23 protein-coding genes are annotated in these 23428 nt (G+C 75.0%); 14 read left to right on the forward strand and 9 right to left on the reverse strand.

The genetic code is table 11. The features are described from left to right. The first annotated feature begins 62 nt into the window (after nt 1-62). Nucleotides 63-518, forward strand: a complete 456-nt coding sequence (locus O2W15_RS09115) for an Lrp/AsnC family transcriptional regulator (protein WP_269163289.1) — start codon at nt 63-65, stop codon at nt 516-518. A gap of 121 nt (nt 519-639) precedes the next feature. Next, the gene (locus O2W15_RS09120) at nt 640-864 is read left to right on the forward strand and encodes a hypothetical protein (RefSeq protein WP_269163288.1); all 225 of its coding nucleotides are present in this window, start codon (nt 640-642) and stop codon (nt 862-864) included. A gap of 24 nt (nt 865-888) precedes the next feature. On the opposite strand, the gene O2W15_RS09125 is transcribed toward O2W15_RS09120, so the two are convergent. Continuing rightward, nucleotides 889-2292 carry a short-chain fatty acid transporter gene (locus O2W15_RS09125; RefSeq protein ID WP_269179167.1) on the reverse strand — a complete coding sequence of 468 codons (1404 nt, stop codon included), beginning with the start codon at nt 2290-2292 and terminating at the stop codon, nt 889-891. 196 nt (nt 2293-2488) lie between these two features. On the opposite strand from O2W15_RS09125, the gene O2W15_RS09130 reads away from it, so the two are divergent. Both O2W15_RS09130 and gdhA read left to right on the forward strand, forming a co-directional pair. Further along, entirely contained in the window at nt 2489-3220 is a 732-nt protein-coding gene (locus tag O2W15_RS09130) for an HpcH/HpaI aldolase family protein (protein WP_269179168.1), read from the forward strand. Between the two features lie 101 nt (nt 3221-3321). Further along, nucleotides 3322-4671 (forward strand): NADP-specific glutamate dehydrogenase, encoded by a 1350-nt coding sequence (gene gdhA, locus O2W15_RS09135; RefSeq protein WP_269179169.1) that lies wholly within the window; start codon nt 3322-3324, stop codon nt 4669-4671. A gap of 60 nt (nt 4672-4731) precedes the next feature. On the opposite strand, the gene O2W15_RS09140 is transcribed toward gdhA, so the two are convergent. The 4 genes from O2W15_RS09140 to O2W15_RS09155 all read right to left on the reverse strand — a co-directional run bounded on the left by O2W15_RS09140 (nt 4732) and on the right by O2W15_RS09155 (nt 9043). Next, nucleotides 4732-5520 (reverse strand): DivIVA domain-containing protein, encoded by a 789-nt coding sequence (locus O2W15_RS09140; protein ID WP_269179170.1) that lies wholly within the window; start codon nt 5518-5520, stop codon nt 4732-4734. Continuing rightward, the gene (locus O2W15_RS09145) at nt 5517-6656 is read right to left on the reverse strand and encodes a globin domain-containing protein (RefSeq protein ID WP_269163284.1); all 1140 of its coding nucleotides are present in this window, start codon (nt 6654-6656) and stop codon (nt 5517-5519) included. Before O2W15_RS09145 ends, O2W15_RS09140 begins: the two co-directional genes overlap by 4 nt. Nucleotides 6657-6872: 216 nt before the next feature. Beyond that, nucleotides 6873-8186, reverse strand: a complete 1314-nt coding sequence (locus O2W15_RS09150) for a glucose-6-phosphate dehydrogenase (RefSeq protein WP_269179171.1) — start codon at nt 8184-8186, stop codon at nt 6873-6875. Next, on the reverse strand, nt 8183-9043 hold the full coding sequence (locus tag O2W15_RS09155; protein WP_269163282.1) for an NAD-dependent epimerase/dehydratase family protein: 861 nt from the start codon (nt 9041-9043) through the stop codon (nt 8183-8185). The genes O2W15_RS09150 and O2W15_RS09155 overlap by 4 nt, the downstream gene beginning before the upstream one ends. Before the next feature lie 100 nt (nt 9044-9143). Between O2W15_RS09155 and mug the strand changes: the two genes are divergently transcribed. Then, the gene (gene mug, locus O2W15_RS09160) at nt 9144-9674 is read left to right on the forward strand and encodes a G/U mismatch-specific DNA glycosylase (protein ID WP_269179172.1); all 531 of its coding nucleotides are present in this window, start codon (nt 9144-9146) and stop codon (nt 9672-9674) included. Here mug and O2W15_RS09165 read toward each other — a convergent pair. The 3 genes from O2W15_RS09165 to O2W15_RS09175 all read right to left on the reverse strand — a co-directional run bounded on the left by O2W15_RS09165 (nt 9664) and on the right by O2W15_RS09175 (nt 14584). Then, nucleotides 9664-10746, reverse strand: coding sequence for an acetate/propionate family kinase (locus tag O2W15_RS09165; RefSeq protein WP_269179173.1), 1083 nt, complete (start codon nt 10744-10746; stop codon nt 9664-9666). The genes mug and O2W15_RS09165 overlap by 11 nt on opposite strands. Then, a complete protein-coding gene (locus O2W15_RS09170; RefSeq protein ID WP_269179174.1) occupies nt 10743-13151 on the reverse strand; it encodes a phosphoketolase family protein in 2409 nt (802 codons plus the stop codon). The genes O2W15_RS09165 and O2W15_RS09170 overlap by 4 nt, the downstream gene beginning before the upstream one ends. A 95-nt stretch (nt 13152-13246) precedes the next feature. Continuing rightward, on the reverse strand, nt 13247-14584 hold the full coding sequence (locus tag O2W15_RS09175) for a M20 family metallopeptidase (protein ID WP_269179175.1): 1338 nt from the start codon (nt 14582-14584) through the stop codon (nt 13247-13249). Nucleotides 14585-14707: 123 nt separating this feature from the next. On the opposite strand from O2W15_RS09175, the gene O2W15_RS09180 reads away from it, so the two are divergent. From O2W15_RS09180 to O2W15_RS09200, 5 genes are all read left to right on the forward strand, one after another. Then, entirely contained in the window at nt 14708-15736 is a 1029-nt protein-coding gene (locus tag O2W15_RS09180; RefSeq protein ID WP_269179176.1) for an Atu2307/SP_0267 family LLM class monooxygenase, read from the forward strand. 235 nt (nt 15737-15971) lie between these two features. Beyond that, complete coding sequence (locus O2W15_RS09185) at nt 15972-16991, forward strand: lysylphosphatidylglycerol synthase transmembrane domain-containing protein (RefSeq protein WP_269179177.1); 1020 nt, start codon at nt 15972-15974, stop codon at nt 16989-16991. Between the two features lie 67 nt (nt 16992-17058). After that, nucleotides 17059-17733 (forward strand): class I SAM-dependent methyltransferase, encoded by a 675-nt coding sequence (locus O2W15_RS09190; protein ID WP_269167216.1) that lies wholly within the window; start codon nt 17059-17061, stop codon nt 17731-17733. Further along, on the forward strand, nt 17730-18317 hold the full coding sequence (locus O2W15_RS09195; protein WP_269179178.1) for a hypothetical protein: 588 nt from the start codon (nt 17730-17732) through the stop codon (nt 18315-18317). Before O2W15_RS09190 ends, O2W15_RS09195 begins: the two co-directional genes overlap by 4 nt. Further along, nucleotides 18314-18691: a DUF4267 domain-containing protein gene (locus O2W15_RS09200; RefSeq protein ID WP_269179179.1), complete on the forward strand. Its 378-nt coding sequence runs from the start codon at nt 18314-18316 to the stop codon at nt 18689-18691. The genes O2W15_RS09195 and O2W15_RS09200 overlap by 4 nt, the downstream gene beginning before the upstream one ends. 10 nt (nt 18692-18701) lie before the next feature. Here O2W15_RS09200 and O2W15_RS09205 read toward each other — a convergent pair whose 3' ends face one another. Next, nucleotides 18702-20246: an ATP-dependent DNA ligase gene (locus O2W15_RS09205; RefSeq protein ID WP_269179180.1), complete on the reverse strand. Its 1545-nt coding sequence runs from the start codon at nt 20244-20246 to the stop codon at nt 18702-18704. 69 nt (nt 20247-20315) lie between these two features. On the opposite strand from O2W15_RS09205, the gene O2W15_RS09210 reads away from it, so the two are divergent. The 4 genes from O2W15_RS09210 to O2W15_RS09225 are packed head-to-tail and all read left to right on the forward strand — an operon-like array spanning nt 20316 to nt 23297. After that, nucleotides 20316-20780, forward strand: a complete 465-nt coding sequence (locus tag O2W15_RS09210) for a RidA family protein (protein ID WP_269179181.1) — start codon at nt 20316-20318, stop codon at nt 20778-20780. 34 nt (nt 20781-20814) lie between these two features. Further along, on the forward strand, nt 20815-21582 hold the full coding sequence (locus O2W15_RS09215; RefSeq protein ID WP_269179182.1) for a creatininase family protein: 768 nt from the start codon (nt 20815-20817) through the stop codon (nt 21580-21582). An 18-nt stretch (nt 21583-21600) separates the two neighbouring features. After that, nucleotides 21601-22041: a flavodoxin family protein gene (locus tag O2W15_RS09220; protein WP_269179183.1), complete on the forward strand. Its 441-nt coding sequence runs from the start codon at nt 21601-21603 to the stop codon at nt 22039-22041. A gap of 56 nt (nt 22042-22097) precedes the next feature. Beyond that, nucleotides 22098-23297 carry an ROK family protein gene (locus O2W15_RS09225; RefSeq protein WP_269179184.1) on the forward strand — a complete coding sequence of 400 codons (1200 nt, stop codon included), beginning with the start codon at nt 22098-22100 and terminating at the stop codon, nt 23295-23297. Nucleotides 23298-23428 lie beyond the last annotated feature (131 nt).

Genomic DNA, 23428 nt, shown 5'->3' on the forward strand with positions numbered 1-23428 from the left:
ACCGCCCCGGATCGAGCCAGATGTCCAGCGCCCGACCGCGAAACACCCGGAGGAGAAGACACGTGGCCAGTGCCCTGGACGACATCGACCGCCGCATCCTGGACGAGCTGACCGCCGACGGCCGGATGCCCATGCGGGCCCTGGCCGAGAAGCTGCACATCTCCCGGGCCAACGCCTACGCCCGCGTCGAGCGGCTGCGGGCCTCCGGGGTGATCCGGGGGTTCTGCGTCGACATCGACCCGGTCGCGGCCGGGCTGGGCACCTCGGCATACGTCACGCTCAACACCCGCCAGGCCGACTGGCGGCACGTCCGGGAGCGGCTGCGCGCTCTGCCGGGGATCGCGCACATCGGCCTGGTCGGTGGCGAGTTCGACGTCATCCTGCTCGTCCGCGCCCGGGACAACGCCGACCTGCGGCGGCTGGTGCTCGACGAGATCCAGGGCATGCCCGGCGTGCTGAGCTCGCGCACGCTGCTGGTGTTCGAGGAGCCGCCGCCGCTGGCCTGCGCCCGGGCCTGACGGACTGGCAGCCCTCCTGCGGTCGGTGGCGTTCCTGCCGCTGGCACCCCGGCACCGGCGGGGTCATCGTGGAGGCACGGCACCCCACCCGGGGCGCCGACCTGCTGGACGGGGGAGCCCGGTGGAGCTGTTCCTGTTCCTGGCCCTCTGCGTGCTGTTGTTCCGAGCCCTGGGGCGGAGCTCCCGGCCGGAGTCCCCGCCGGCCCGGCCGCGCACCGACACCTGGCTGGACGGGGTGGTCGACGCCGTGGTGCAGCTGGCCGGCGACGTCGTCCGCGGGGTGCGGACCCTCACCCGGCTGGACGCCGCCAACCGGGAACGGCGCGGCCGGTCGCCCTGGAGCTGACCGGCCGGCCGTCGCCGGCGTGCCCTAGGCCAGCACCCCGAGCAGCAGCGTCACCGTGCCGAACACCAGGCCCGAGGCGATCAGCGTGACCGTCGTGTACCCGAGGATGTCGCGCATCTTGAGCCCGGCGATGGCCAGCACCGGGAGCGCCCAGAACGGCTGGATCATGTTCGTCCACTGGTCGCCGTAGGCGATCGCCATGATCGCGACAGCCGGGTCGACACCCAGGCTCTGCGCGGCGTCGATCATGACCGGCCCCTGGACGGCGAACTGACCGCCGCCGGAGGGGACGAAGAAGTTGACGACGCCGGCGGACAGGAAGGCGAGCAGGCCGAACGTCGCCGGGGAGGCGATGTCGACGACGGCGTCGGAGAACACGGCGATCAGGCCGGTCGTCGACATGATCCCCATGATCCCGGCGTACAGCGGGAACTGGAGCAGGATCTCCCCGACGTTGGCGGCCGCGTTCTTCACCAGCGCGATCAGCTCGAACGGGTTGCGGACGAGCAGGAAGATCAGCGCCAGGAACGTCCAGTTGACGATGTCCAGGGTGGCGGTGCCGCCGTCGACGTAGTGGTGCACCAGGTAGGCGACCAGCGCCAGGCCGACCAGGGTGGTGACCAGCCGGCTGCCGTCGACCCGGTCGGCCGGGGTGACCACCTCGTCGTCCAGCGCCACCCCCTCGGTGTCGCGCACGTCGGCCGGCAGCTCGATCACCCGGTCACCACCACGGGGTGCGACCGCGGCCAGCGCGAGGCCGACGACCAGGATCGTGACCACGGCCGCGGTGATGTTCCACCAGGTGAAGATGGTCTCGCTGATCGGGATGGTGCCGCCCAGCGTCTCGGCAAGGAAGGAGTCCTCGGTCGCGGCGGTGAGCGGGCCCGAGCCGGAGTAGCCCATGTGCCAGATGACGTAGCCGGAGTACCCGGCGGCCACCAGCAGCGGGAAGTGCAGGCGCTGGCCCCGCTCCCGCCCCTGCACGGCCAGTTCCCGGGCCAGCAGCGCGCCGACGACCAGGCCCAGGCCCCAGGTGATCAGCGACGCCAGCGCCGCGATCACGAAGACGTAGAGGTAGGCCTGCAGCGCCGTCCGGGGCACGGCGGCCAGCCGGGTGAGCAGCCGCCGCACCGGCCCGGTGTTGGCCAGCGTGTGCCCGAGCAGCAGGATCAGCGCCATCTGGGTCATGAAGGCCAGCAGCCCCGACAACCCGTCGCCCCAGCCGTCCAGGACGTCGATGGGGCCGGCGTCGGTGAGCAGCAGCGCGAGTGCGGCCACGACGAACGTCAGCACCACGGCGAACACGAGCGCGCTGGGGATGTACCGCTCGACGACGGCGTTGACCGGCCGCATCAGCGAGGACAGGCCGCTCGACCGACCCGGTGAGCTGGAGTCGGCATCGGTCCCGGTGTGTGGGGTCCTGGTCATCACTGCTCGCTCTCGGGAGGCCGGGTGGCCGGGGCCACGCCGGGAAGGCTGTCCGGGCGCCGGCCGCACGGCGGGGAGTCCCGACGACGGCAGCCGCGATCCAGGGATCTTGGCACCCGCACCGCCGCCGCGCGCAACAGGTCGGGCGGCAGACTGGGGGCGTGCTGGTCGAGGAGCGGGACACGGGGCGGGACGCGTGAACGTGGAGCCGGGCGGAGGTCGCACCCTCCGCGAGCGATGGGCGGCGGGGGAGGCCTGCCACGGGCTCTGGAGCCAGCTGCCGGGCGCGATGACCGCGGAGCTGCTGGCCCGCACCGGCGCGGACTTCGTCGTGCTGGACCTGCAGCACGGCGCGCTCGCCGAGGCGGAGCTGCCGGGGGTGACCGCGGCGGTGACGGCGGCCGGCTCGGTGCCGCTGGTCCGCACCCGGAGCGCGCAGTTCGCCGACGTCGGCCGGCCGCTGGACCTCGGTGCCCACGGCGTCCTGGTCCCGAACGTGCTCGGTGCCGACCACGTGCGGGAGGTCGTCGCCGCCTGCTGCTACGCGCCGCGGGGCAACCGGTCCGCCGGGCGGCTGTCCGGCGGGGTGGACGAACCGCTGGTGCTGGTCGTGCTGGAGACCGCGCAGGCGCTGGCCGAGCTCGACGCAGTCCTGGCCGTCGACGGCCTCGACGGGGTCTACGTCGGCCCGGTCGACCTGGCCTCGTCCCTCGGGCTGGCCGGCGACCCGGCGCAGCTGCAGGAGGTCCTCTCCTCGGTCATCACGCGGGCCCGAGCCGCGGGCGTGCCCGTCGGCGTGCACGCCTTCGACGGGGCCGGGGCGGCGTCCCACGCGGCGCAGGGGGCCACGATCGTCACCGCGGCCATGGACACCACCGCGCTCGCCTCCGCCCTGGCCGAGCAGCTGCGGCTGGCCCGCGGGGCCTGACGGAGCGGGCGTGTCCCCGCCCGCTGCCGGAGGGCGCGGGTTGAGCGGGCAGACCTGGGGCAGTGGTGTGGTGCACGCCACATCGAGGACAGGAGCAGGTCATGGACACCGACGTGTCGGCGGTCGTCGAGCAGATCTACCAGGACGTCCTGCAGCGGAACCCCGGGGAGACCGAGTTCCACCAGGCGGTCCGGGAGGTGCTGGACTCGCTGGTCCCCGTCCTGGCCCGGCACCGCGAGTACGCCGAGATGAAGACGATCGAGCGGATCTGCGAGCCGGAGCGGCAGGTCATCTTCCGGGTGCCGTGGCAGGACGACCGGGGCGAGGTGTGGATCAACCGTGGCTTCCGGGTGGAGTTCAACTCGGCGCTGGGGCCCTACAAGGGCGGGTTGCGGTTCCACCCGTCGGTGAACCTGGGCATCGTGAAGTTCCTGGGCTTCGAGCAGATCTTCAAGAACGCGCTCACCGGCATGCCGATCGGCGGCGGCAAGGGCGGCTCGGACTTCGACCCCAAGGGCCGGTCGGACGCCGAGGTGATGCGGTTCTGCCAGTCGTTCATGACCGAGCTCTACCGGCACCTGGGCGAGTACACCGACGTCCCGGCCGGGGACATCGGGGTCGGCGGGCGGGAGATCGGCTTCCTGTTCGGCCAGTACAAGCGGATCACCAACCGGTACGAGTCCGGCGTGCTCACCGGCAAGGGGCTGGGCTGGGGCGGCGCGCAGGTGCGCACCGAGGCGACCGGCTACGGCGCGGCCTTCTTCGCCGCGGCGATGATGGAGGTGCGCGGTGACTCCTTCGACGGCAAGCGGGTGACCGTCTCCGGCTCGGGCAATGTGGCGGTCTACGCGATCGAGAAGGTGCACCAGCTCGGCGGCACGGTGGTGGCCTGCTCGGACTCGGCCGGCTACGTGGTCGACGAGAAGGGCATCGACCTCGAGGTGCTCAAGCAGGTCAAGGAGGTCGAGCGGGCCCGGATCAGCGGCTACGCCGACCGGGTGGCCTCGGCCCGCTTCGTCGAGGGCGGCAGCATCTGGGACGTCCCGTGCGACGTCGCCATCCCCAGCGCCACGCAGAACGAGCTGGACGCCGACGCAGCCCGCGCGCTGGTCGGCAACGGGTGCCGCTACGTGGTCGAGGGCGCCAACATGCCGACCACGCCGGACGCCGTGCGAGAGCTCCGCGGCGGCGAGGTGGCGTTCGCCCCGGGGAAGGCGGCCAACGCCGGCGGGGTGGCCACCTCGGCGCTGGAGATGCAGCAGAACGCCTCCCGGGACCGCTGGACCTTCGAGCACAGCGAGCAGCGGCTGGAGGAGATCATGCGGGCCATCCACGCCCGCTGCCACGAGACGTCCGAGGAGTACGGCGCCCCCGGCGACCTGGTGCTCGGCGCGAACGTGGCCGGCTTCCTGCAGGTCGCCGAGGCCGTCCACGCGCACGGCCTCGTCTGACCGGAACTCTGGTCCGATCGGCGCCCCGCGGCCGAGCCAGGCCGCGGGGCGCCGCTCGGCTCAGGCGGAGGAGCGGGACGCCGGGACGGCCCCGGCGGGCTCGGGGGTGTCGCCGGGTTCGCCGGTCGCGTTGGCGGAGAAGGCCACGTCCGGCCGGCCGCGCTCGAGCTGCTGGGGCCGGGTCCCGCGCGGCGGCGTGGGCAGCGCGCCCGGGTGCGCCCGTCCCCACTCCGTCTCCACGTCGCTGAGCAGCGCCTCCAGGTAGGAGCGCAGCTGGACCCGGCAGGCCTGGCTGAAGGCCTTGAGGTAGGCGACCTGCTCCTGCAGCTCCTCGGACTCCGGCTGGCGCGCGCCACCCATCGGGACGCCGTTGCCGCGCATCGCCGCAGCGGCCTCCTGCGCTGCTTCGATGATCGCGCCGGCCTTCTCCCGCGCCGCGGTGAGCTGCTCCTCGTACTGGGCGCGCGCCTCGCTGGTCATCTGCCGGCTGAAGTCCTCCGCCTCGGCCACGTAGTCGTCGGCGGTCAGCTGCGCGGTGGCCAGGATGCCGACGGCCTGGTCGCTGGGGGAGGGCCGGGACGCCGCGGCGTCCACCTGCTCCTGCAGCGACTGCAGGTGCGCGCGCAGCTGGGCGTTCTCCTCGGCGAGCTGGACGTTCTCCCGCGCGAGCCGGCCGTTCTCGTCGGTGAGCTGGGCGAGCCCGTCGGCCGCCCGGGTCACGAAGGCGTCGACCTCGCGGTTGGTGTAGCCGGGGTGCAGCATGCTCGCCGGGGTGAAGTGGACGGCGCGGAGGTCATCGGCCGTGGGCGGCCCCGCCTCGTAGCCGGACCCGTTGTGGCTGGTGGTCATTCGGTCACCTTCCCGTCGAGAGTCGGGCTCGGTCGGCTGGGGGCGAACACCTCGGTGCGGATGCGCGCCATGGGCACCCCCGAGTGGATGAGGCGGGTCACGGTGTCCTCGATCATGGCCGGGTTGCCGGCGATGTACACGTCCCGGCTGTTCCAGGGGCCGTGCCGGAGGACGACGTCGCCGATGTCCCCGTGCTCGGAGGGCGACCCCTTCTCCTGGGAGACCGCCGGCGTCACCGTCAGCCACGGGTGCTCCTGCTCCAGGCGGCGCAGGTCGGCCCGGTCGTAGAACGCGTCCTCGGTCCGCGCACCGACGAAGAGGTCGACCCGCCGGGCCGGTCCGTGCCGGGCGACCTGGTCGACGACCGCCTTCAGCGGCGCCAGCCCGGTGCCGCCGGCGACCAGCAGCAGGTCGCGGTCGGACTCGGTGTCCAGGCTGAGGTGCCCGACCGGGGGCCCGAGCCGCATCACGTCGCCCACCTGGGTCAGCCGGACCAGCGCGGAGCTGACCGGGCCGCCGTCCCGGGCCTTGACGTGCAGCTCCAGCACGCCGTCGGACCGGGGGGCGTTGGCGGGGGAGTACCACCGCCACAGCCGCGGGCGCTGGTCGATCTCCAGCGAGATCGCCTGTCCGGGCAGGTACTCCAGCGGCGTCCGCGGGCGCACGTGCACGACGGCGACGTCCAGGGTGCGCCGTTCGTGCGCGACCACCTCGGCCTCCCACCAGGCCGGCTGCTCGGCCACCTCGTCGGCCGCACCGATCATGACCTCGGCGATCAGGCCGTAGGCCTCGGTCCAGGAGGCGGCCACTTCGTCGTCCCAGTCCTCGTCGAAGTGCTCGAGGGTGGCCAGCAGGCTGGCCCCGACGGCGGGGTAGTGGGCGGCGAGCGCGCCGAACTTGCGGTGGTCCCGCCCGAGCTGCTGCAGGATCGGCACCAGGGCCTCGAGGTCGTCGACCCGGGCCATGACCTCACCCAGGGCGGCGAACAGCCGGTCGCGCTGGGTCGCCATGGACACCGGGAACATGTCCCGCGTCTCCGGGTGGGTCAGGAACAGGTGGGAGTAGAACCACAGCGGGACCTGGTCTCCGTGGGCGGCCGCCTTGCTGAAGCTCGCCCGCATCGCGGGGATGTCCACTCGCTCGGTCCTCCTCCTGGTCGGCGTTCGGTGCGCCCCTCAGCGCCGGCGCTGCCTGCCGTGCTCACCGCCGGTAGCCGAAGGGCCACGGACACGACGGCGAGTCTGGTCGCTCCGCACGGGCGATGCCACTCGTGGATCACCAGGTGGACCGGGCGGTGGACCACTCGGTGGACCCCCACCGACCGGCGCCGGAGCTCCGGCGGTGGGCCGTGGTCAGCGTTCCCCGGGCGGCCCGGCGGAGCCGGCGGGGTGCTCCAGCAGCGGCGGCTCGCCGGCGGCCCAGGCCCGCAGCACCGGGTCGACGAACCGCCAGGCCTCCTCGGCCTCCGCGGCGCTGACCGCGGTGCGGCTGCTGCCGGACAGCACGTCGGTGAGCACCGCGCTGTAGGCGCTGCGCTCGCCCGGTGCGTGCACCGCCACCCCGGCGCCGGCCTGCTGGGCGCCGTCCAGCGGGACCTGCAGCCGGTCCTCGGCGACCCGCTCGACCCCCGGCGGGCACTCCGCGGGCGCCGGCGTCCGGAGGTGCAGCGCCACGTGCTTGCGGTCCGCGGCCAGGGCCTTGCCGGTGCGCAGCACGAACCGGGTGCCGGCCCACCGGGGCGTGTCCACCGTGAACTCCAGCTCGGCGAAGGTCTCGGTGCACCGGGCCGGGTCGACGCCGTCCTCGTCGACGTAGGCCCGGGTGGACGGGCCGGCCGTGTAGCGCGCCCGGCGGGTGGCCCCCACCTCGGGCACCCGCACCGCCCGGAGCAGGTCCAGCCGTACCCGGTGCAGGTCGGCCTCGGCGGACGTCGCGGGCGGCTCCATCGCCAGCACGGTCAGCACCTGGACCAGGTGGTTCTGCAGCACGTCGCGCAGCGCGCCGGTCCGGTCGTAGAAGCCGGCCCGGCCGCCGACGTCCAGCGTCTCCTCCCAGACGACGTCGACCCGGGCGAGGTGCTCGGCGCTCCACCGCCCGGCCAGGACGCCGCCGGGCTGCCGGAGCTCCTGCAGGGCGGCCACCGCCGGCATGCCCAGGAAGTGGTCGACCCGGAAGGCCGCCTCCTCGACGTCGCCGGTCGCCGCCGCCAGCAGCGCGTTCAGCGCCTGTGCGTCGGGCAGGTCCCGGCCGAACGGCTTCTCCACCGCGATCCGGCTGCCCGGCGGGAGCCCGGCAGCCCCCAGGGCCCGGACGGCCGCGGGGAACAGCACGGGCGGCAGCGCCAGGTACCCGGCGACCGGCCCGGTCCCGGTGAAGGCGGTCACCGCGGCCGCGACGGTGTCCGGCTCGGCCAGGTCGACCCGGCGGTAGCGGGCGGCGTCCACCAGCGCCTGCCGGGCGGTCGCCGGCAGGTCACCGGCGTGCTCCCGCAGCCGGGTGGCGACGTGCTCGGCGAACCGGGCGTCGTCCCAGTCCTGCTCGGCGGCCCCCAGCAGCTGCAGGTCTCCCGGCAGCCGGCCCGCCGCGAGCGACTCGGCGAGTGCGGGCAGCAGGAAGCGGCCGGCGAGGTCGCCGGTGGCGCCGAGCAGGAGCAGCCGGGAGATCACTGGCCGACGGTGTCCCGCCAGGAGTGCTCGGGCGCGAAGCCGAGCACCCGGCGGGCCTTGTCGATCGACAGCAGCGTCTCGTGCTCGCCGACCTCCCGGCGGCGCGGGACCCCGGGGAACTGCGCGTCCAGCAGCTCGTCGTTCGGCCGGGCGGAGACCGTGTCGGCGTTGGCCACGATGAACACGTCGGCCCCGGGCTCGCGGTGCTCCAGCCCGCGGCGCACCGCCTGGGCGCCGTCGCGGGCGTCGATGTAGCCCCACAGGTTCCAACGCCGCACGGCCGGGTCGGCGTCGTAGCCGGGGAAGGCGGCGTAGTCCTCGGGGTACATGACGTTGCTGAACCGCAGCCCGGTCATCGACAGGTCCGGGTGCCAGCGGCACAGCTGCCGGGCCAGCTCCTCCTCCAGCGTCTTGACCAGCGAGTACGTGGTCGTCGGCCGGGGCGCGTACTCCTCGTCGACCGGGACGTAGGGCGGGGCCTCGTCGAAGGGCAGGCCCAGCACCGTCTCGCTGGAGGCCCAGACGATCTTCCGGACGCCGGCCCGCAGCGCGGCGCTGTAAACGTTGTAGGAGGCGGTCACGTTGTTGGCGAAGGTGGCCGCGTTCGGCAGCAGGCCGGGCGCCGGGACGGCGGCCAGGTGCACCAGGGCGTCGATCGGCGCGCGGTGCTCGTCGAAGCCGGCCAGCGCCTCGACCGCCTGGCCGGAGTCGGTGAGGTCGACGACCGCGGACTCGACGTCGGCCCGCGGGCTGGGCACCCGGTCCAGGGCGAGGACGTCCCAGCCCTGCTCGACCAGGTGGGTGACCACCGCCCGGCCGAGCTTCCCGCTGCTGCCGGTGACCGCTGCCCGCGCCATGGTGCTCCTCTGTCCGTCGACTGGTCTCGCAGGCGATGTGCCCGGGACAGCCTCACCCGTGCCGGGCCCGGCCGCACACCGGGGCGGGAGACTGGCCGCCATGACAGCGCACGGAGGGTCGAAACCGGTGCCCGACCTGATCGCCCCCGGCCTGGACGTGCTGTTCTGCGGGATCAACCCGTCGCTGCGCTCGGCGGAGACCGGTCAGCACTTCGCCCGGCCGGGCAACCGGTTCTGGCCCGCGCTGCACCTGGCCGGCCTCACCCCGCGCCGGCTGACCCCGGCGGAGGGCCCGGAGCTGCTGCGCCACGGGCTCGGGGTGACCAACGTCGTCGACCGGCCGACCCGGACGGCGGCCGAGCTGGACCCCGCCGAGCTGCGCGCCGGTGCGGAGGCGCTCGAGGCGCTCGTGGTCCGGTACCGGCCCCGAGTGCTCGCCGTCCTCGGGGTCACCGCCTGGCGACAGGCGTTCGACCGCCCGCGGGCCACGCTGGGGCGCCAGCCCGAGCGGGTCGGCGGGGTGACCACCTGGGTCGCGCCGAACCCCAGCGGGCTCAACGCCCACCACCAGCTGCCCGACCTGGCCCGGCTGTACCGGGAGCTGCGCGACGCCCCCGAGGTCAGCGGCTGAGCTCGCGGAGCACCCGGCGGGCCTGCCGGTCCAGCACGACCTCCTCGTCGGCCGGGACGACGAGGGTGCGCACCGCCGCTCCCGCGGCGGACAGGTCCCCGGGGGCGGACGCCGCGGGGTCCAGGACGACGCCGAGGTGGGCCAGCCGGTCGGCGACGGCGGCGCGCACGGTCGCCGAGTGCTCGCCCACGCCGCCGGTGAACACCAGGGTGTCCAGGCCGCCGAGCACCGCGGTGTACCCGGCGACGGCGACCGCCACCGATCGGCTGAGGACGTCGAGGGCCAGCCGGCTGTCGGCGTCCCCGGCGTCCGCCCGCTCGGTGATCTGCCGGACGTCGGTGGAGCCGGCGATCCCGGCCAGCCCCGAGCGGTGGTCGACCAGGTCGCGCAGCTCCTCGACCGACCAGCCGCGGTCGGCCAGGAACAGCAGCGCGTCGGGGTCCAGGTCGCCGCTGCGGCTCGCCGACAGGACGCCGCCGGTGGGGGAGAAGCTCATCGAGGTCGCCACCGACCGGCCCTCGACCACCGCGGTGACGCTGCAGCCGCCGCCCAGGTGGGCGATCACCGCCCGGCCGAGCTCGGGGACGGTGTCGACCACGTGCTCGAGGTTGAGCCCGTGGAAGCCGTAGCGCCGCACCCCGAGGGCGTCGACCTCGGCCGGCAGCGGCAGCCGCCGGGCCTCCGCGGGCAGGTCGGCGTGGAACGCGGTGTCGAAGCAGGCGACCTGCGGCAGGTCCGGCCACTGCGCCCGGGCGGCCTCCATCTCCGCGACGTCCCCGGGCAGGTGCAGCGGGGCGAAGGGCGCCAGCGCCCGCAGCGACGCGAGCAGCTCGTCGTCCACCAGCGCCGGGCGGACGTGCTCCGGCCCGCCGTGCACCACCCGGTGGGCGACGGCGACGAGCTGGATGCCCTCGGCGGCCACCCGGTCGGCCAGCTCGGCGACCGCGGTGCGGGCGTCGTCGACCGGCCGGGTGACGTGCACGTCGAGCAGCCGCTGCCCGGCCGCGTCGTGCACGGCGGCCTTCAGGGAGCGGGAGCCGGGGTTGACGGCCAGGACGGCGCCGTCGGTCATCCCCGTGCCGCCCCCGCGCCCCAGGTCCAGTCCCGGACCTCCGGCATGTCCTCCAGGTGCTCGCGGACGTACCCGTGGTGCCGGTCGAGCTGCGCGCGGCAGAACCGGACCAGCTCCGCGCCCCGCTCCGGTGCCCGCCGGGAACGGCGCAGCGCCTCGATCACCAGGTGGTACCGGCTCATCCGGTTGAGCACCACCATGTCGAAGGGGGTGGTCGTCGTCCCCTGCTCCTCGAAGCCGCGCACGTGGAAGCGGGCCGGGTCGGGGCGGCCGTGCAGCAGCTGGTGCACGGCGCGGGGGTAGCCGTGGAAGGCGAAGACGACGTCGGTGTCGGCGGTGAACAGCTGGTCGAAGTGCTTGTCGGAGAACCCGTGCGGGTGGTCGTCCGGGGGGAGCAGGCCCATCAGGTCGATCACGTTCACCATCCGGACCCGCAGCGCGGGCACCCACTCCCGCAGCAGCTCGGCGGCCGCCAGGGTCTCCATCGTCGGGACGTCGCCGGCCGCGGCGAGGACGACGTCCGGTTCCCCCTGCCCGTCGTCCTCGGTGCCGGCCCAGTCCCACACCGACGCCCCGGCCGCCGCGTGCGCGTGCGCCTGCTCCAGGGTCAGGTACTGCAGGTGCGGCTGCTTGTCGGCGATGAGCAGGTTGACGTGGTCGGTGCTCTGCAGGCAGTGCTCGGCGACCGACAGCAGGGTGTTCGCGTCCGGCGGCAGCCACACCCGCACCACCTGCGGGGAGAGCGGGATGACGGTGTCCAGCAGGCCGGGGCCCTGGTGGCTGAAGCCGTTGTGGTCGTTGCGCCAGCAGGTGCTGGTCAGCAGGATCGTCAGCGAGGAGACCGGCGCCCGCCAGGGCAGCGTCGCGGCGTGCTGCAGCCACTTCACGTGCTGGACCACCATCGAGGCGCTCACCATGGCGAAGGCCTCGTAGGTGGCGAAGAGGCCGTGCCGGCCGGACAGCAGGTAGCCCTCCAGCCAGCCCTGGCAGAGGTGCTCCGACAGCACCTCCATGACCCGGCCGTGCGGGGAGAGGTGGTCGTCGGTGGGCAGCACCTCGGCCTGCAGGCAGCGGTCGGTCACCTCGAACACCGACTGGAGCCGGTTGCTGGCCGTCTCGTCGGGACAGAACAGCCGGAACGTCCCGCCACCGTCGTCGGTGGTGGTGCGGGCGTAGACGTCGCGCAGCAGCTCACCGAGCGGGTGGGTGGTCTGGGCGTAGGTGGTCCCCGGCGCGGGGACGTCGACGGCGTAGGGCTCCAGCGGGGGCAGGTCCAGCGGGGTGCGCCGGCGCCCGCCGTTCGCGTACGGCGTCGCGCCCATCCGCAGGTCGCCCTCGGGGACCAGCGCGGCCAGCTCGGGCACCAGCGCGCCCTCGGCGGTGAAGAGGGTCTCGGGGGAGTAGGAGCGCAGCCAGTCCTCCAGCAGGGCCAGGTGCGCGCCGTCGGTCTGCACCCCCGACAGCGGCACCTGGTGCGCGCGGAAGGTGCCCTCGATCTGCACGCCGTCGACCTGCGCCGGGCCGGTCCAGCCCTTGGGCGTGCGCAGCACGATCGCCGGCCAGCCCGGGCGCACGTCCTCGGCCCCGCCGCGGGCGGCGGCCTGGATGTCCCGGATCCGGTCGTGCGAGGTGCGCACGGCGGCCTCCAGGTCCCGGAACACCGCGCGCGGGTCGTCGCCGGAGACGAACACCGGCGCCCAGCCCTGGCTGCTCAGGTAGTCGGCGATCTCCCCGTCCGACGACCGACCCCAGACCGTCGGGCTGTTGATCTTGTACCCGTTCAGGTGCAGCACCGGCAGGACGGCGCCGTCCCGGCGGGCGTCCAGGAAGGCGGGGATCTTCCAGGAGCCGGACAGCGGGCCGGTCTCCGCCTCGCCGTCCCCGACCACACAGGCCACCAGCAGGTCGGGGGAGTCGAAGGCCGCCCCAGCGGCGTGCACCAGCGCGTAGCCGAGCTCGCCGCCCTCGTGGATGCTGCCCGGGGTCTGCACGCTCACGTGGCTGGGGACGCCGCCGGGGGTGGAGAACTGCCGGAACAGCCGGTGCACCCCCTCCGCATCCCGGCTCACCTGCGGGTAGACCTCGCTGTAGGTGCCCTCCAGGTAGGTGGCGGCGACCAGCGCCGGACCGCCGTGCCCCGGCCCGGCGACGTAGAGGCACGGGGTGCCGGTGCGCCGGATCAGCCGGTTGAGCTGCACGTACAGCGCCGACAGGCCCGGGCTGGTGCCCCAGTGGCCGAGCAGCCGCGGCTTGACGTCGGGGTGCGCGAGCGGCCGGGCGAGCAGCGCGTTGTCCCGCAGGTAGATCTGGCCGACGGTGAGGTAGTTGGCTGCGGCCCACCAGCGCAGGTCCAGGTCGAGTTCGTCGTCGGGGTAGTGCACCGTCGCGGTCGCCTGCTCGGTCATGCGCTCCACACTGTCGGTCGCGGGTGAACGCCGGGGGTCGGCGCGGTCCGATCGTGCGCGGACCGGGCCGCCGGGCGCCCGGGTCGAAGGTCCCGTCACCCCAGCAGGTCGGTGAGCTCCAGGACGCCGCCGTCCGCCTCGAACTCCGCCTTCGCCGCGGCCAGCACGGCCGGGTCGACCAGCGCGTCCAGCGCGGTGAGCGCCAGGCCCACCGCGCCGTCCAGCACCGCCCGGTCACCGGCCGGGGAGGCGGCGGCCTCGGCGAAGCCGGTGGTGTGCATGGAGGTGTCCGGCCCGGCGATGGCGATCATCGGGTGGATCGAGGGCACCCGGACGCTCACGTTGCCCAGGTCGGTCGACCCGGCCAGGGACGCCGGGGTCACGCCGGGCGGGAGGGCGCTGCGGCCCCGGCGGGCCTGGTGCCGGGTCCACCGGGCGGCGAGCTCGAGGTTGGCCCGGATCGGCAGGTAGGCCGGCAGCTCGTCCCAGAACAGCTCGTAGCCGCAGCCGGTCATCTCCGCCGCGGCGGCCATGACCGCCTCCACCCGGCGGCTGAGGTCGGCCAGCGTCTCCGGGGTCGCGGAGCGCACGTAGTACAGCGCCTCGGCGGTCTCCGGGACGACGTTGGGCCGCTGCCCGCCGTCGGTGATGACGCCGTGCACCCGGTCGGTGTCCGGGACGTGCTGGCGCAGCATCGCCACGCCGTTGTAACCGGCCACCACGGCGTCCAGCGCGTTGCGGCCCATGAACGGCTGGGCCGAGGCGTGCGCGGCGATGCCGGTGTAGACAGCGCGCAGCTGGCGGCGGCCGAGGAAGGGCTGCACCGCGGCGTCGTAGGAGAACGGGTGCAGCATCACCACGGCGTCGACGCCGTCGAACGCGCCGGCGCGGGCCATCACCTCCTTGCCGCCGCCGCCCTCCTCGGCGGGGGTGCCCAGCAGCAGCGCCGTCCCGGCGACCCCGCCGTCGGCCAGCACGGCGGCCAGGCCGAGGAAGGCGCCCACGGCGGATGCGCAGATGACGTTGTGGCCGCAGCCGTGGCCGATGCCGGGCAGCGCGTCGTACTCCGCCAGCACCGCCACCGTCGGCCCGCCGCTGCCGACGCGGGCCCGCAGCGCCGTCTCCAGGCCGAAGACGCCGACCTCGGCCTCGATCCCGGAGCGGGCGAGCAGGTCGGCCACCGCCCGGGCGGACCGGTGCTCTTCGTACCCTTCCTCGGGATGGGCGTGCAGGTCGTGGCTGAGCCCCAGCAGGTCCGCCGACGCCGCCTCGATCGCCTGCTCGGCCCGGGCCAGCAGCTCCTCGGGGGCGCCGTCGTGGGCCGAGGCGAGCGGCTCGGCAGTGGCGGCCGCGCGGTCGGTGGCCGCGCGCAGCTGGTCCAGGTGGGCGGGGTCGGCCGGGCGGGGGATCCGGGCGTCGGCGTGGTCGGTCATGTGCCGTGTCTACCCGGTGCCGGGCCACCCGGGCGGTCCGGTGGGGAACGATCCAGGGGAACGGGTGGTTGAGCGCTTGACGGACGCCGACCCGCGTCGTCCGCGAGCCCTCAGGAGGACCCCATGCACCTCGGCGTCGACAGCTTCGTCTCAGCGGTGACCGACCCGACCACGGAGCGCCTCGTCGGCCCCGAGGAGCGGATGGCGGACCTGCTGGAGGAGATCGAGCTCGCCGACCGCGTGGGGCTGTACTCCTTCGGGATCGGCGAGCACCACCGCAGCGAGTACTACGACTCGGCGCCGGCGGTCATCCTGGCGGCCGCCGCGGCGCGGACGTCCCGGATCCGGCTCGGCAGCGCGGTGACCGTGCTCAGCGCCGCCGACCCGGTGCGGGTCTTCCAGCAGTTCGCCACCCTCGACCTGATCGCCAAGGGCCGGATCGACCTGGTGGTCGGGCGCGGTTCGTTCACCGAGGCCTTCCCGCTGTTCGGCCTCTCGCTGGGCGACTACGACACGCTGTTCAGCGAGAAGCTCGACCTGCTGCTGCAGATCCGTGACTCCGAGCAGGTCACCTGGTCCGGCCGGCACCGCCCGGCGCTGACCGGCCAGGGCGTGTACCCGCGGCCGCTGCAGGACCCGCTGCCGATCTGGGTGGGCGTCGGGGGCAGCCCCGAGTCCTTCGCCCGGGCCGGCCTGCTCGGGCTGCCGCTGATGGTCGCGATCATCGGCGGCGAGCCCCGCCAGTTCGCGCCGCTCATCGACCTCTACCGCCGCGCCGGTGCCCAGGCCGGGCACGCCCCGGAGAAGCTGCAGGTGGGGCTGCACGTCTTCGGGTACGTCGCCGACAGCAACCAGGTTGCCGCGGACACCATCTACCCGGGGTGGCACGAGATGTTCGCGAAGATCTCCCGCGAGCGCGGCTTCTCCCAGCCGTCCCGGGCGCAGTTCGACGCCACCAGCGGGCCGAACGGGGCCTTCTTCATGGGCGACCCGGACACCGTCGCCGAGAAGCTGGCGCGGATCTCCGGGCAGCTCGGCGGGGTCGACCGGATCTCGCTGCAGATGACCAACCCCCGGCTGGCGCACGCCGACCTGCTGCGCGGCATCGAGCTGCTCGGCACCGAGGTGGCGCCGAAGGTCACCGGCGCCTGACCCCGGCCGCCCGCTCCTGAGCACTGTGCGCTGACGGCGGGTCCCGGTCACGGAACCCGCCGCCAGCGCACATCATCTGGAGGTGCCCGACCGCTCGCCGACCCCTGAGGTGTGCCGGATGTGTGTGGACGGGGAACATGTGTGGGTGGGCGAGAGAGGAGAGTCGGGAGCGCCACAGGCGCCCGACCCTGCCTCCGGTGCCTCACCGGCGGGCCTGCGGAGTCGTCGCCGGAAGGTGGTCGGCGCCCTGCTCAGGGTCGTCCTGCTGGTCGCGGTCGGTGCGGCGGTCGTCGTCTTCCGGGACCGGCTCGCCGAGTGGTGGGACGGCCTGGTGGGCGTCACCTGGTCCTGGGTCGTCCTCGCCGCGCTGACCCAGTTGCTGTCCCTGCACTGCCTGGCGCTGCAGCAGCGGGTGCTCGTGCGCGCGGGCGGCGGCGACGTCCCGCTGCGTCACGCCTCGACCACCATCTACGCCGGCAACACCATCGCCTCCACGGTCCCGGTGGCCGGGGCCGCGGCGAGCGCGGCGTACACCTACCGCCGGCTGCACGCGCTGGGCAACAGTCCCGCCCTCGTGGGCTGGGCGCTCGCGGTCTCCGGGATCGCGGCCACGGCCACGCTGGCGGTGGTCCTGGCCGTCGGGTCCGCGGCCACCGGCTCGCTCTGGGGCTCCCTCGGTGCCTTCCTCGCCACGGCGGCCGGCGTCCTGCCGGTGGTGGGGCTGGTGCTGGTCCTCCGGCACGAGCGGTCGCGCACCGTGGTCGTCCGGCTGGCCACCGGCGTCGTCACGACGCTGGGCCGCTGGGTGCGCTCGCTGCGGGGCAGGCAGGTGGAGCGGCGGATCGAGGAGCTGCTGACCTCCCTGGGTGCCTTCCGGTTGTCCTTCGGTGCCGCGTCCGCCGCCGGCCTGCTGGCGCTGGCCAACTGGGTGCTGGACGTCGCCGCGCTGGCGCTGGCGCTGGTGGCCGTCGGCGCGCCCATCCCGTGGCAGGGGCTGCTGCTCGCCTGGGGCGCCGGTGCGCTGGTCTCCTCGGCGCGGCTCACCCCGGGCGGCATCGGGGTCGTGGAGGCGGCGCTGGCCTCGGCGCTGGTCGCCGTCGGCCTCCCGGCCAGCCAGGCGGTGCCGGCCGTGCTCGTCTACCGGCTGGTCAGCCTCTGGCTGCTCGTCGGGATCGGGGCGTTGCTCCTCCTGGCCGACCCGGGCTCCACGGCACGCGGGGGTCGCCGCCGGCACGCCGACACCCCCGCGAGCTGATCCGCGCGACCGCCCCGGGACGGCGCCGTCCCGTTTCGTGCGGTCCCCGGCGGGCACACCGGCTGGCGTGCGTGACCTCCCCGAACACTCCCCGTCCGGCCCGGCCACCGCACGCAGCGGCCGGGCGCCCGGCGTCCCACCCACCTTCGTCGACGGCACCCGGCTGTGGGTCGACGCCCGCCTGCGCGCGCTGGTCCAGGCCCGCATCGAGGCCCGGCTGCTGCGCCGGCTCGGCGGCCCGGTGCTCGACGGCCGGGTGCTGGAGCTGGGCACCGGCCGGCGCGGCACCGGCCTGCGGTCGGCGCTGGACACCTTCGGCGCCGCGCACGCCGACGGGGTCGAGATCTTCCCGGCCAGCGTGGCGGACTGTCGCGCGGCGGTGCGCGACCTCGGCGACCGGGTGCAGGTCAGCCAGGGCGACGCGACCCGGCTGAGCGCCGACGACGCCGCCTACGACGCGGTGTTCGGCTGGCACGTGCTGCACCACACCGAGGACTGGCGGGCGGTGGTCGCCGAGGCCGCGCGGGTGCTGCGCCCCGGCGGCCGCTTCTACTCCTGCGAGATGACCGCCCGGTTCATCGACAGCCGGGTGCTCCGCGCGGTCTCCGCCCACCCGGCCGACGGCGACCGCCCCACCCCCGCGACCCTGGCGGAGGCGTGCCGGGCCGCCGGACTGACCGTCACCGCGCAGGAGACCCGGCTGGCCGGCTGCTGGACGGCGCTCGTCGCCACCCGGTCGTGACCGCGCCGGGGGACGGCTCCGGGCACTCCACGACCGGCACGCTCGCCGCCGCCCTCCGGCTGCTCCGCCGGCACGCCCCGGCCGCCTTCCTCGCCTCCGTCATCGCCACCGCCGTCAACACCGTCCCCGACGTGCTGCGGCAGGTGCTGGTCTGGGACGACCCCCGCCTGTGGGCCGCCCTCGCCGTCGACGTCGTCGGCTTCCTGACCGCCTTGGTCGCCCAGCTGTGGGTGACCGGTGCGCTCGTCGGCCTGCTCGACAGCGGGCGGCTCACCCCAGCCGGTGCCCTGCGTCGGGGGGCCGCACTCGCGGTGCGGGCGGCGCGGCGTGCGCCCGGGACGGTGCTGGCCGGGGTGGTCACCGGCGGGGCGGTGTCGGCGCTGTTGACCCTGCCCGTGTCGATCGCCGCACTGGGCGCCGGCCGGGTGCTCGGGCCGCTGGACTCACCCGACATCGGTGCCTTCGCGGTGGCCACCGTCAGCGACGTCGTGGCCAGCGCGGCCACGCTGCCGTACCTGGCGTTCGTGCTGGTGTTGGTGGCCACCGGTTTCCGAGCCGGGCGGCCGGGCACCAGCCGGGCATGACGCTGAACTGGGACGTGACCCGGAAGAGCATCGGCACGCTGTCGATCTGGCTGGGCACCGGCGCCCTGTTCGCGCCGCGGGCGATGACCCGGGCGCTGGGGGTCGACGAGCGGGCCACCGGCAAGGACATCGCGCTGCCGCTGCTGGTGCGGCTGATCGCCGCCCGGAACATCGCGATGGGCGCGGCCCTGCTGGTCACCCCCGTGCCCCAGGCCCGGCGCACCACGGAGGTCACCCTGCTGCTCACCGCGCTGGACGGCGCGGCCGTGCTGGTCGGTCGGCGCGGCGGCGACGTGGCCGACCGGAGCGTGGGGCTGTCGATGACCGTGCTCGGGCTGGCCGCGGCCGGCGCCGCGCACTGGCACCGCCGCTGACCGGCCCCGGTCAGTCGGCCGTCGGGCCACCGGCGAGCAGGGCACGCACCGCGTCGATCGTGTCGGCCTCGGCCGGGGTCTTGTCCGGGCGGTAGCGCAGTACCCGGGCGAACCGCAGCGCCACGCCGCCGGGATAGCGGGTGCTGCGCTGGGCACCGTCCACCGCGATCTCGACCACCAGCTCGGGGCGCAGCAGCACGCCCCAGTCGGGGCGCTCGGCGGCGTGCTCGGGGAACGTCCGGGTCTGCCAGGCCAGCAGCTCGTCGGTCATCCCCTTGAACGTCTTGCCGACCATCACCGCCTCGCCGCCGTCGGGGTCGCGGGCCCCGAGGTGGATGTTGGAGAGGGAACCCGCTCGTCGTCCGTAGCCCCACTCGGCGCCGAGCACGACCAGGTCGAGGGTGTGCACCGGCTTGACCTTCTGCCACGCCTTGCCGCGGCGACCGGCGGCGTAGGGCGCGTCCAGCGCCTTGACCACCACGCCCTCGTGCCCGGCGGTCAGCGCGTCGTCGAGGACGCCGGCCGCCTCCTCCGGGGTGGGCCGGCGCACCCCGGGCATCCGCAGCGCCGCGTGCGCGTCGTCGGCCAGCAGTCCGGCCAGCGCGTCCAGCCGCACCGCCAGCGGCTCGTCGAGCAGGTCCCGGCCGTCCAGGTGCAGGACGTCGAAGAGGAACGGGCTCAGCAGGACACCCGCGTCGGCCGACTCGCTGCCGAAGCGGCTCATCGTGTCCTGGAAGGCGCGCGGCCGGCCGTCGTCGTCCAGCGCGAGGGTCTCCCCGTCGAGCACGGCGGTGTCGCACGGCAGCGCCCGGACCCGTTCGACCAGCTCCGGCACGCCGTCGGTCACCTCCCGCAGCGACCGGGTCCACACCCGGACGACGTCGCCGTCCCGGTGCACCTGGATCCGGGCGCCGTCGAGCTTGAACTCGACGGTGACGTCGGCACCGAGGTCGTCGAGCGCGGCGTCCAGCGACGACCCGGGACTGGCCAGCATCGGCCGCACCGGGCGGCCCACCTCCAGCCGCACGCCCGCCAGCGCCGCGGCCCCGTCGGCCATCGCCAGCGCGGCGGTCTCCGGCAGCCGGCCGGAGAGCATGAAGGCCCGGCGGACGACGGGGGCCGGCACCTCGGCGGCAGCGGCGACCGCATCCAGCACGACGCCCTCCAGCGCACCCTGCCGGAGCTCACCGGTGAGCAGCCGGACCAGGAACTGCTGTTCCTCCGGGGTGGCCGCGTCGAGCAGCCCGCCCAGGACGGCGTCACGCCGCGCCGCGGACCCGGCCCCGGACGTCCCGCCCAGTTCGGTCAGCGCCGAGTCGACCGCCGCGACGGTCAGCGACGGCGCGGCCGCGGTGCCCCCGCCCAGCCGGGACAGGGTGCGCCAGCCGACGCCGAGCCGGCCCTGGCGTGGCTCGCCGGCCAGCCACCCGGTGACCGGCACGACCTCGTCGGGGGCGGCGGCCCGCAGCAGTGCGGCGATGGCCGCGGCCTTGGCGGTCCGGGACCGGGTGGCCGTGACCGCGGTGGACGCGGCGAGGACGTCGGCGAGCAGCACCCGGTCATGTTCCCAGTCCGATGGGCTGGAGGACTCCCGTTCCGGGCCTCCGCAGGCCAGGATGCGCCCATGGACGTCGACGCACGGCTCCGCGACCTGGGCTTGGAGCTGCCCACCCCGATGGGGCCGGGCGGCAACTACCTGCCGGCCATGGCCGCCGGGGACCTGGTCTTCCTCTCCGGGATGGGCCCGGTCCGGCCCGACGGCACCCTGGTCACCGGCAAGGTCGGCGACGGTGGCCTGGACCTGGAGACCGCGCGGGAGGCCGCCCGGCTCACCGGGCTGCAGCTGCTCGCCGCGCTGCGCGCCGAGCTGGGTGACCTCGGCCGGGTGCGGCAGGTGGTGAAGCTCTTCGGGATGGTCAACTGCCGGCCCGGGTTCAACCGCACGCCCGCCGTGATCGACGGCTGCTCGGACCTCCTCGTCGACGTGCTCGGCGACGCCGGCCGTGGTGCCCGGTCGGCGGTCGGCATGGCCGAGCTGCCGTTCGACATCGCCGTGGAGATCGAAGCCGTCGTCCGCATCACCGCGTGAACCCGTTCCCCGCCGAGAACCTCCAGGAGACGACGTGCTGCTCGAGACGATGACCTCAGCCGAGGTGCAGGCCGCGCTCGCGGACGGACGGTGCGACGTCATCGTGCCGTGCGGCGCGGTGGAACAGCACGGCCCGCACCTGCCGCTGGACGTGGACGCGGTGCACGCCGACCGGCTGGCGGTGGAGCTGGCGCAACGCCTCGGGACGGCGCTGGTCGCCCCCACCATCCGGGTCGGTGTCTCGCCGCACCACATGGGCTTCGCCGGCACGATCAGCCTGCGCCCGGAGACCTTCGAGGCGGTCTACACCGACTACTGCCAGAGCCTGGCCGCGCACGGCTTCCGGTCGATCCTCTGCTTCTCCGCCCACGGCGGGAACTTCGCCCCGCTGGCGGAGATGGCGGAGCGGCTGGACGCCGCCGTGGGACCGGACTGCCGGGTGGTCGTCTACTCCGACCTCCTCGGCCTGGTCGACCTCTGGCGGTCCGCCGTCGCCGACGCCGGGGGAGACCCCGACCGGGTCGGTGGGCACGCCGACGTCGCGGAGTCGTCCGTCTACGCCGTCCTCCGGCCCGGGCAGGTGCGCTCCGAGCGGCTGGTCCGCGGGTACACCGGGCCGGTCGACGACGCCCTGCTGCAGCGGATGTTCACCGGCGGCATCGGGGCGATCTCCGACACCGGGGTCATGGGCGACGCGCACGGGCTCTCCACCGCCATCGGCGAGCTGTGCCTGGAGCGGGTCGCCGACGCGCTCGCGGCCCACTTCACGCAGCGACTGGAGGCCGTGCGGACGGAGCCCTGAGCGGGGGAGGATGCCGGGATGCCGCGCCTGCTGGTCGTCCACCACACGCCCTCGCCGGCCCTGCAGGCGGTGCTGACCGCCGTCCGCGAGGGCGTCGCGCTGGTCGAGGAGGTCGAGCTGACCGTGCGGCCCGCCCTGTCGGCGGGGGCGGCGGACGTGCTCGCCGCCGACGGCGTCCTGCTCGGGACGCCGGCCAACATCGGGTACATGTCCGGTGCGCTCAAGCACTTCTTCGACACGGTCTTCTACCCGTGCCTGGACGCCACGGCCGGTCTGCCGTACGGGGTCTACGTGCACGGCAACGACGACACGGCCGGAGCCCTGACCAGCGTGCAGCGGATCACCGGTGCGCTGGGCTGGCGGCAGGTGGCGGCACCGCTGAGCCTGACCGGGGCGCCGGTGGCCGAGGACCTCGAGGCGTGCCGGGAGCTGGCGGCGACGGTCGCGGTCGGTCTGTGACAGCGCGCGCACGATGACCGCCGCCGGGTCACCGCCGCGCGTGCCACCATGACGGCGTGTCTTCCACCTCCGCCTCGGCCAGCGCGCTGCTGCACCACGTGCGCACCGGACGGGCGCGGAGCCGCGCCGAGCTGGTCGCGCTGACCGGTTCGTCCCGGAACACGGTGAGCGCGCGGGTCGACCAGCTGATCGCGGCGAACCTGCTCGAGGAGGGCGGCCGCGGCTGGAGCACCGGTGGGCGGCCGCCGACGTTGCTGCGCTTCAACAGCCAGGCCGGGTGCGTGCTCGCCGTCGACCTGGGCGTGACCAGTGTGGACGTCGCGGTCACCGACCTGTCGGCGGAGATCCTGGCGACGGTGGGCCACCCCATCGACATCGCCGAGGGGCCCGGCCCGGTGCTGGCGGAGGTCGACCGGCTGGCCCAGGGGGTGCTGGCCGAGGCGGGCCTGACCCCGGCCGACGTGTGCGCCGTCGGCGTCGGCGTCCCCGGTCCGGTGGAGTTCTCCACCGGCCGCCCGGTGCACCCGCCGATCATGCCGGGCTGGCACGACCACCCGATCCCCAGCGCGTTCGGCCGGTACGACTGCCCGGTCTTCGCCGACAACGACGTGAACGTGATGGCGTTGGGCGAGATGGGCATCGCCGGGTCGACCGAGGACGTGCTGGTGATCAAGGTCGGCACCGGGATCGGCTGCGGCATCGTCGTCGACGGGCAGGTCTACCGCGGCGCGCAGGGCAGCGCCGGCGACATCGGGCACATCTCCGTCCCGCCGCCGCACGGGGAGCCCGTGCTCTGCCGGTGCGGCAACGAGAACTGCCTCGAGGCGATCGCCGGTGGCGGCGCCCTGCTCCGCGACGCGCTGGCGGCCGGCCTGCCGGTGACGACGACGCGCGAGCTGGTGCAGCTGGCCGCGCACGGTGACGGGCCGGCCCTGGAGCTGGTCCGCAACGCCGGCCGGACGATCGGCACCGTGCTGGCCAGCCTGGTGAACTTCTTCAACCCGCACCGGATCGTGATGACCGGTGGGGTGGCGCAGGCCGGGCCGCCGCTGCTGGCCGGCATCCGGGAGGCCGTCTACGGCCGGTCGCTGCCGCTGGCCGCCCGGACGCTGGACATCTCGGTGAGTGCGGCGCCGGACCTGTCCGGGCGGCTCGGTGCCGCGCTGATGGCGATCGAGGGCTTCCTGGACGAGGACTCTGCCTACCAGGTGGCGCGCGCCGACGCCGCCTCCGCCGAGGCCCCGACCGCCCGCTGACCTCGGGGTTCGTTCCCTCGGGCAGTCGCTTCCCAGGCCTACGGGCCGGGCTCGCGGCTGCCCGGCTGCGGTTGCGGTTCGGTAACGCCGCCGCGGTCTCTTGACCCCTGTGTGACGCCGGACATAGTGTC

The sequence above is a fragment of the Modestobacter sp. VKM Ac-2979 genome (assembly GCF_026967995.1).
Lineage (GTDB): Bacteria > Actinomycetota > Actinomycetes > Mycobacteriales > Geodermatophilaceae > Modestobacter.

Coding starts and splice junctions, on each gene's coding strand:
- O2W15_RS09125 (WP_269179167.1), bottom strand. CDS start 2,292: ATGACCAGGACCCCACACACCGGGACCGATGCCGACTCCAGCTCACCG.
- gdhA (WP_269179169.1), top strand. CDS start 3,322: ATGGACACCGACGTGTCGGCGGTCGTCGAGCAGATCTACCAGGACGTC.
- O2W15_RS09140 (WP_269179170.1), bottom strand. CDS start 5,520: ATGACCACCAGCCACAACGGGTCCGGCTACGAGGCGGGGCCGCCCACG.
- O2W15_RS09155 (WP_269163282.1), bottom strand. CDS start 9,043: ATGGCGCGGGCAGCGGTCACCGGCAGCAGCGGGAAGCTCGGCCGGGCG.
- mug (WP_269179172.1), top strand. CDS start 9,144: ATGACAGCGCACGGAGGGTCGAAACCGGTGCCCGACCTGATCGCCCCC.
- O2W15_RS09165 (WP_269179173.1), bottom strand. CDS start 10,746: ATGACCGACGGCGCCGTCCTGGCCGTCAACCCCGGCTCCCGCTCCCTG.
- O2W15_RS09170 (WP_269179174.1), bottom strand. CDS start 13,151: ATGACCGAGCAGGCGACCGCGACGGTGCACTACCCCGACGACGAACTC.
- O2W15_RS09175 (WP_269179175.1), bottom strand. CDS start 14,584: ATGACCGACCACGCCGACGCCCGGATCCCCCGCCCGGCCGACCCCGCC.
- O2W15_RS09180 (WP_269179176.1), top strand. CDS start 14,708: ATGCACCTCGGCGTCGACAGCTTCGTCTCAGCGGTGACCGACCCGACC.
- O2W15_RS09200 (WP_269179179.1), top strand. CDS start 18,314: ATGACGCTGAACTGGGACGTGACCCGGAAGAGCATCGGCACGCTGTCG.
- O2W15_RS09210 (WP_269179181.1), top strand. CDS start 20,316: ATGGACGTCGACGCACGGCTCCGCGACCTGGGCTTGGAGCTGCCCACC.
- O2W15_RS09220 (WP_269179183.1), top strand. CDS start 21,601: ATGCCGCGCCTGCTGGTCGTCCACCACACGCCCTCGCCGGCCCTGCAG.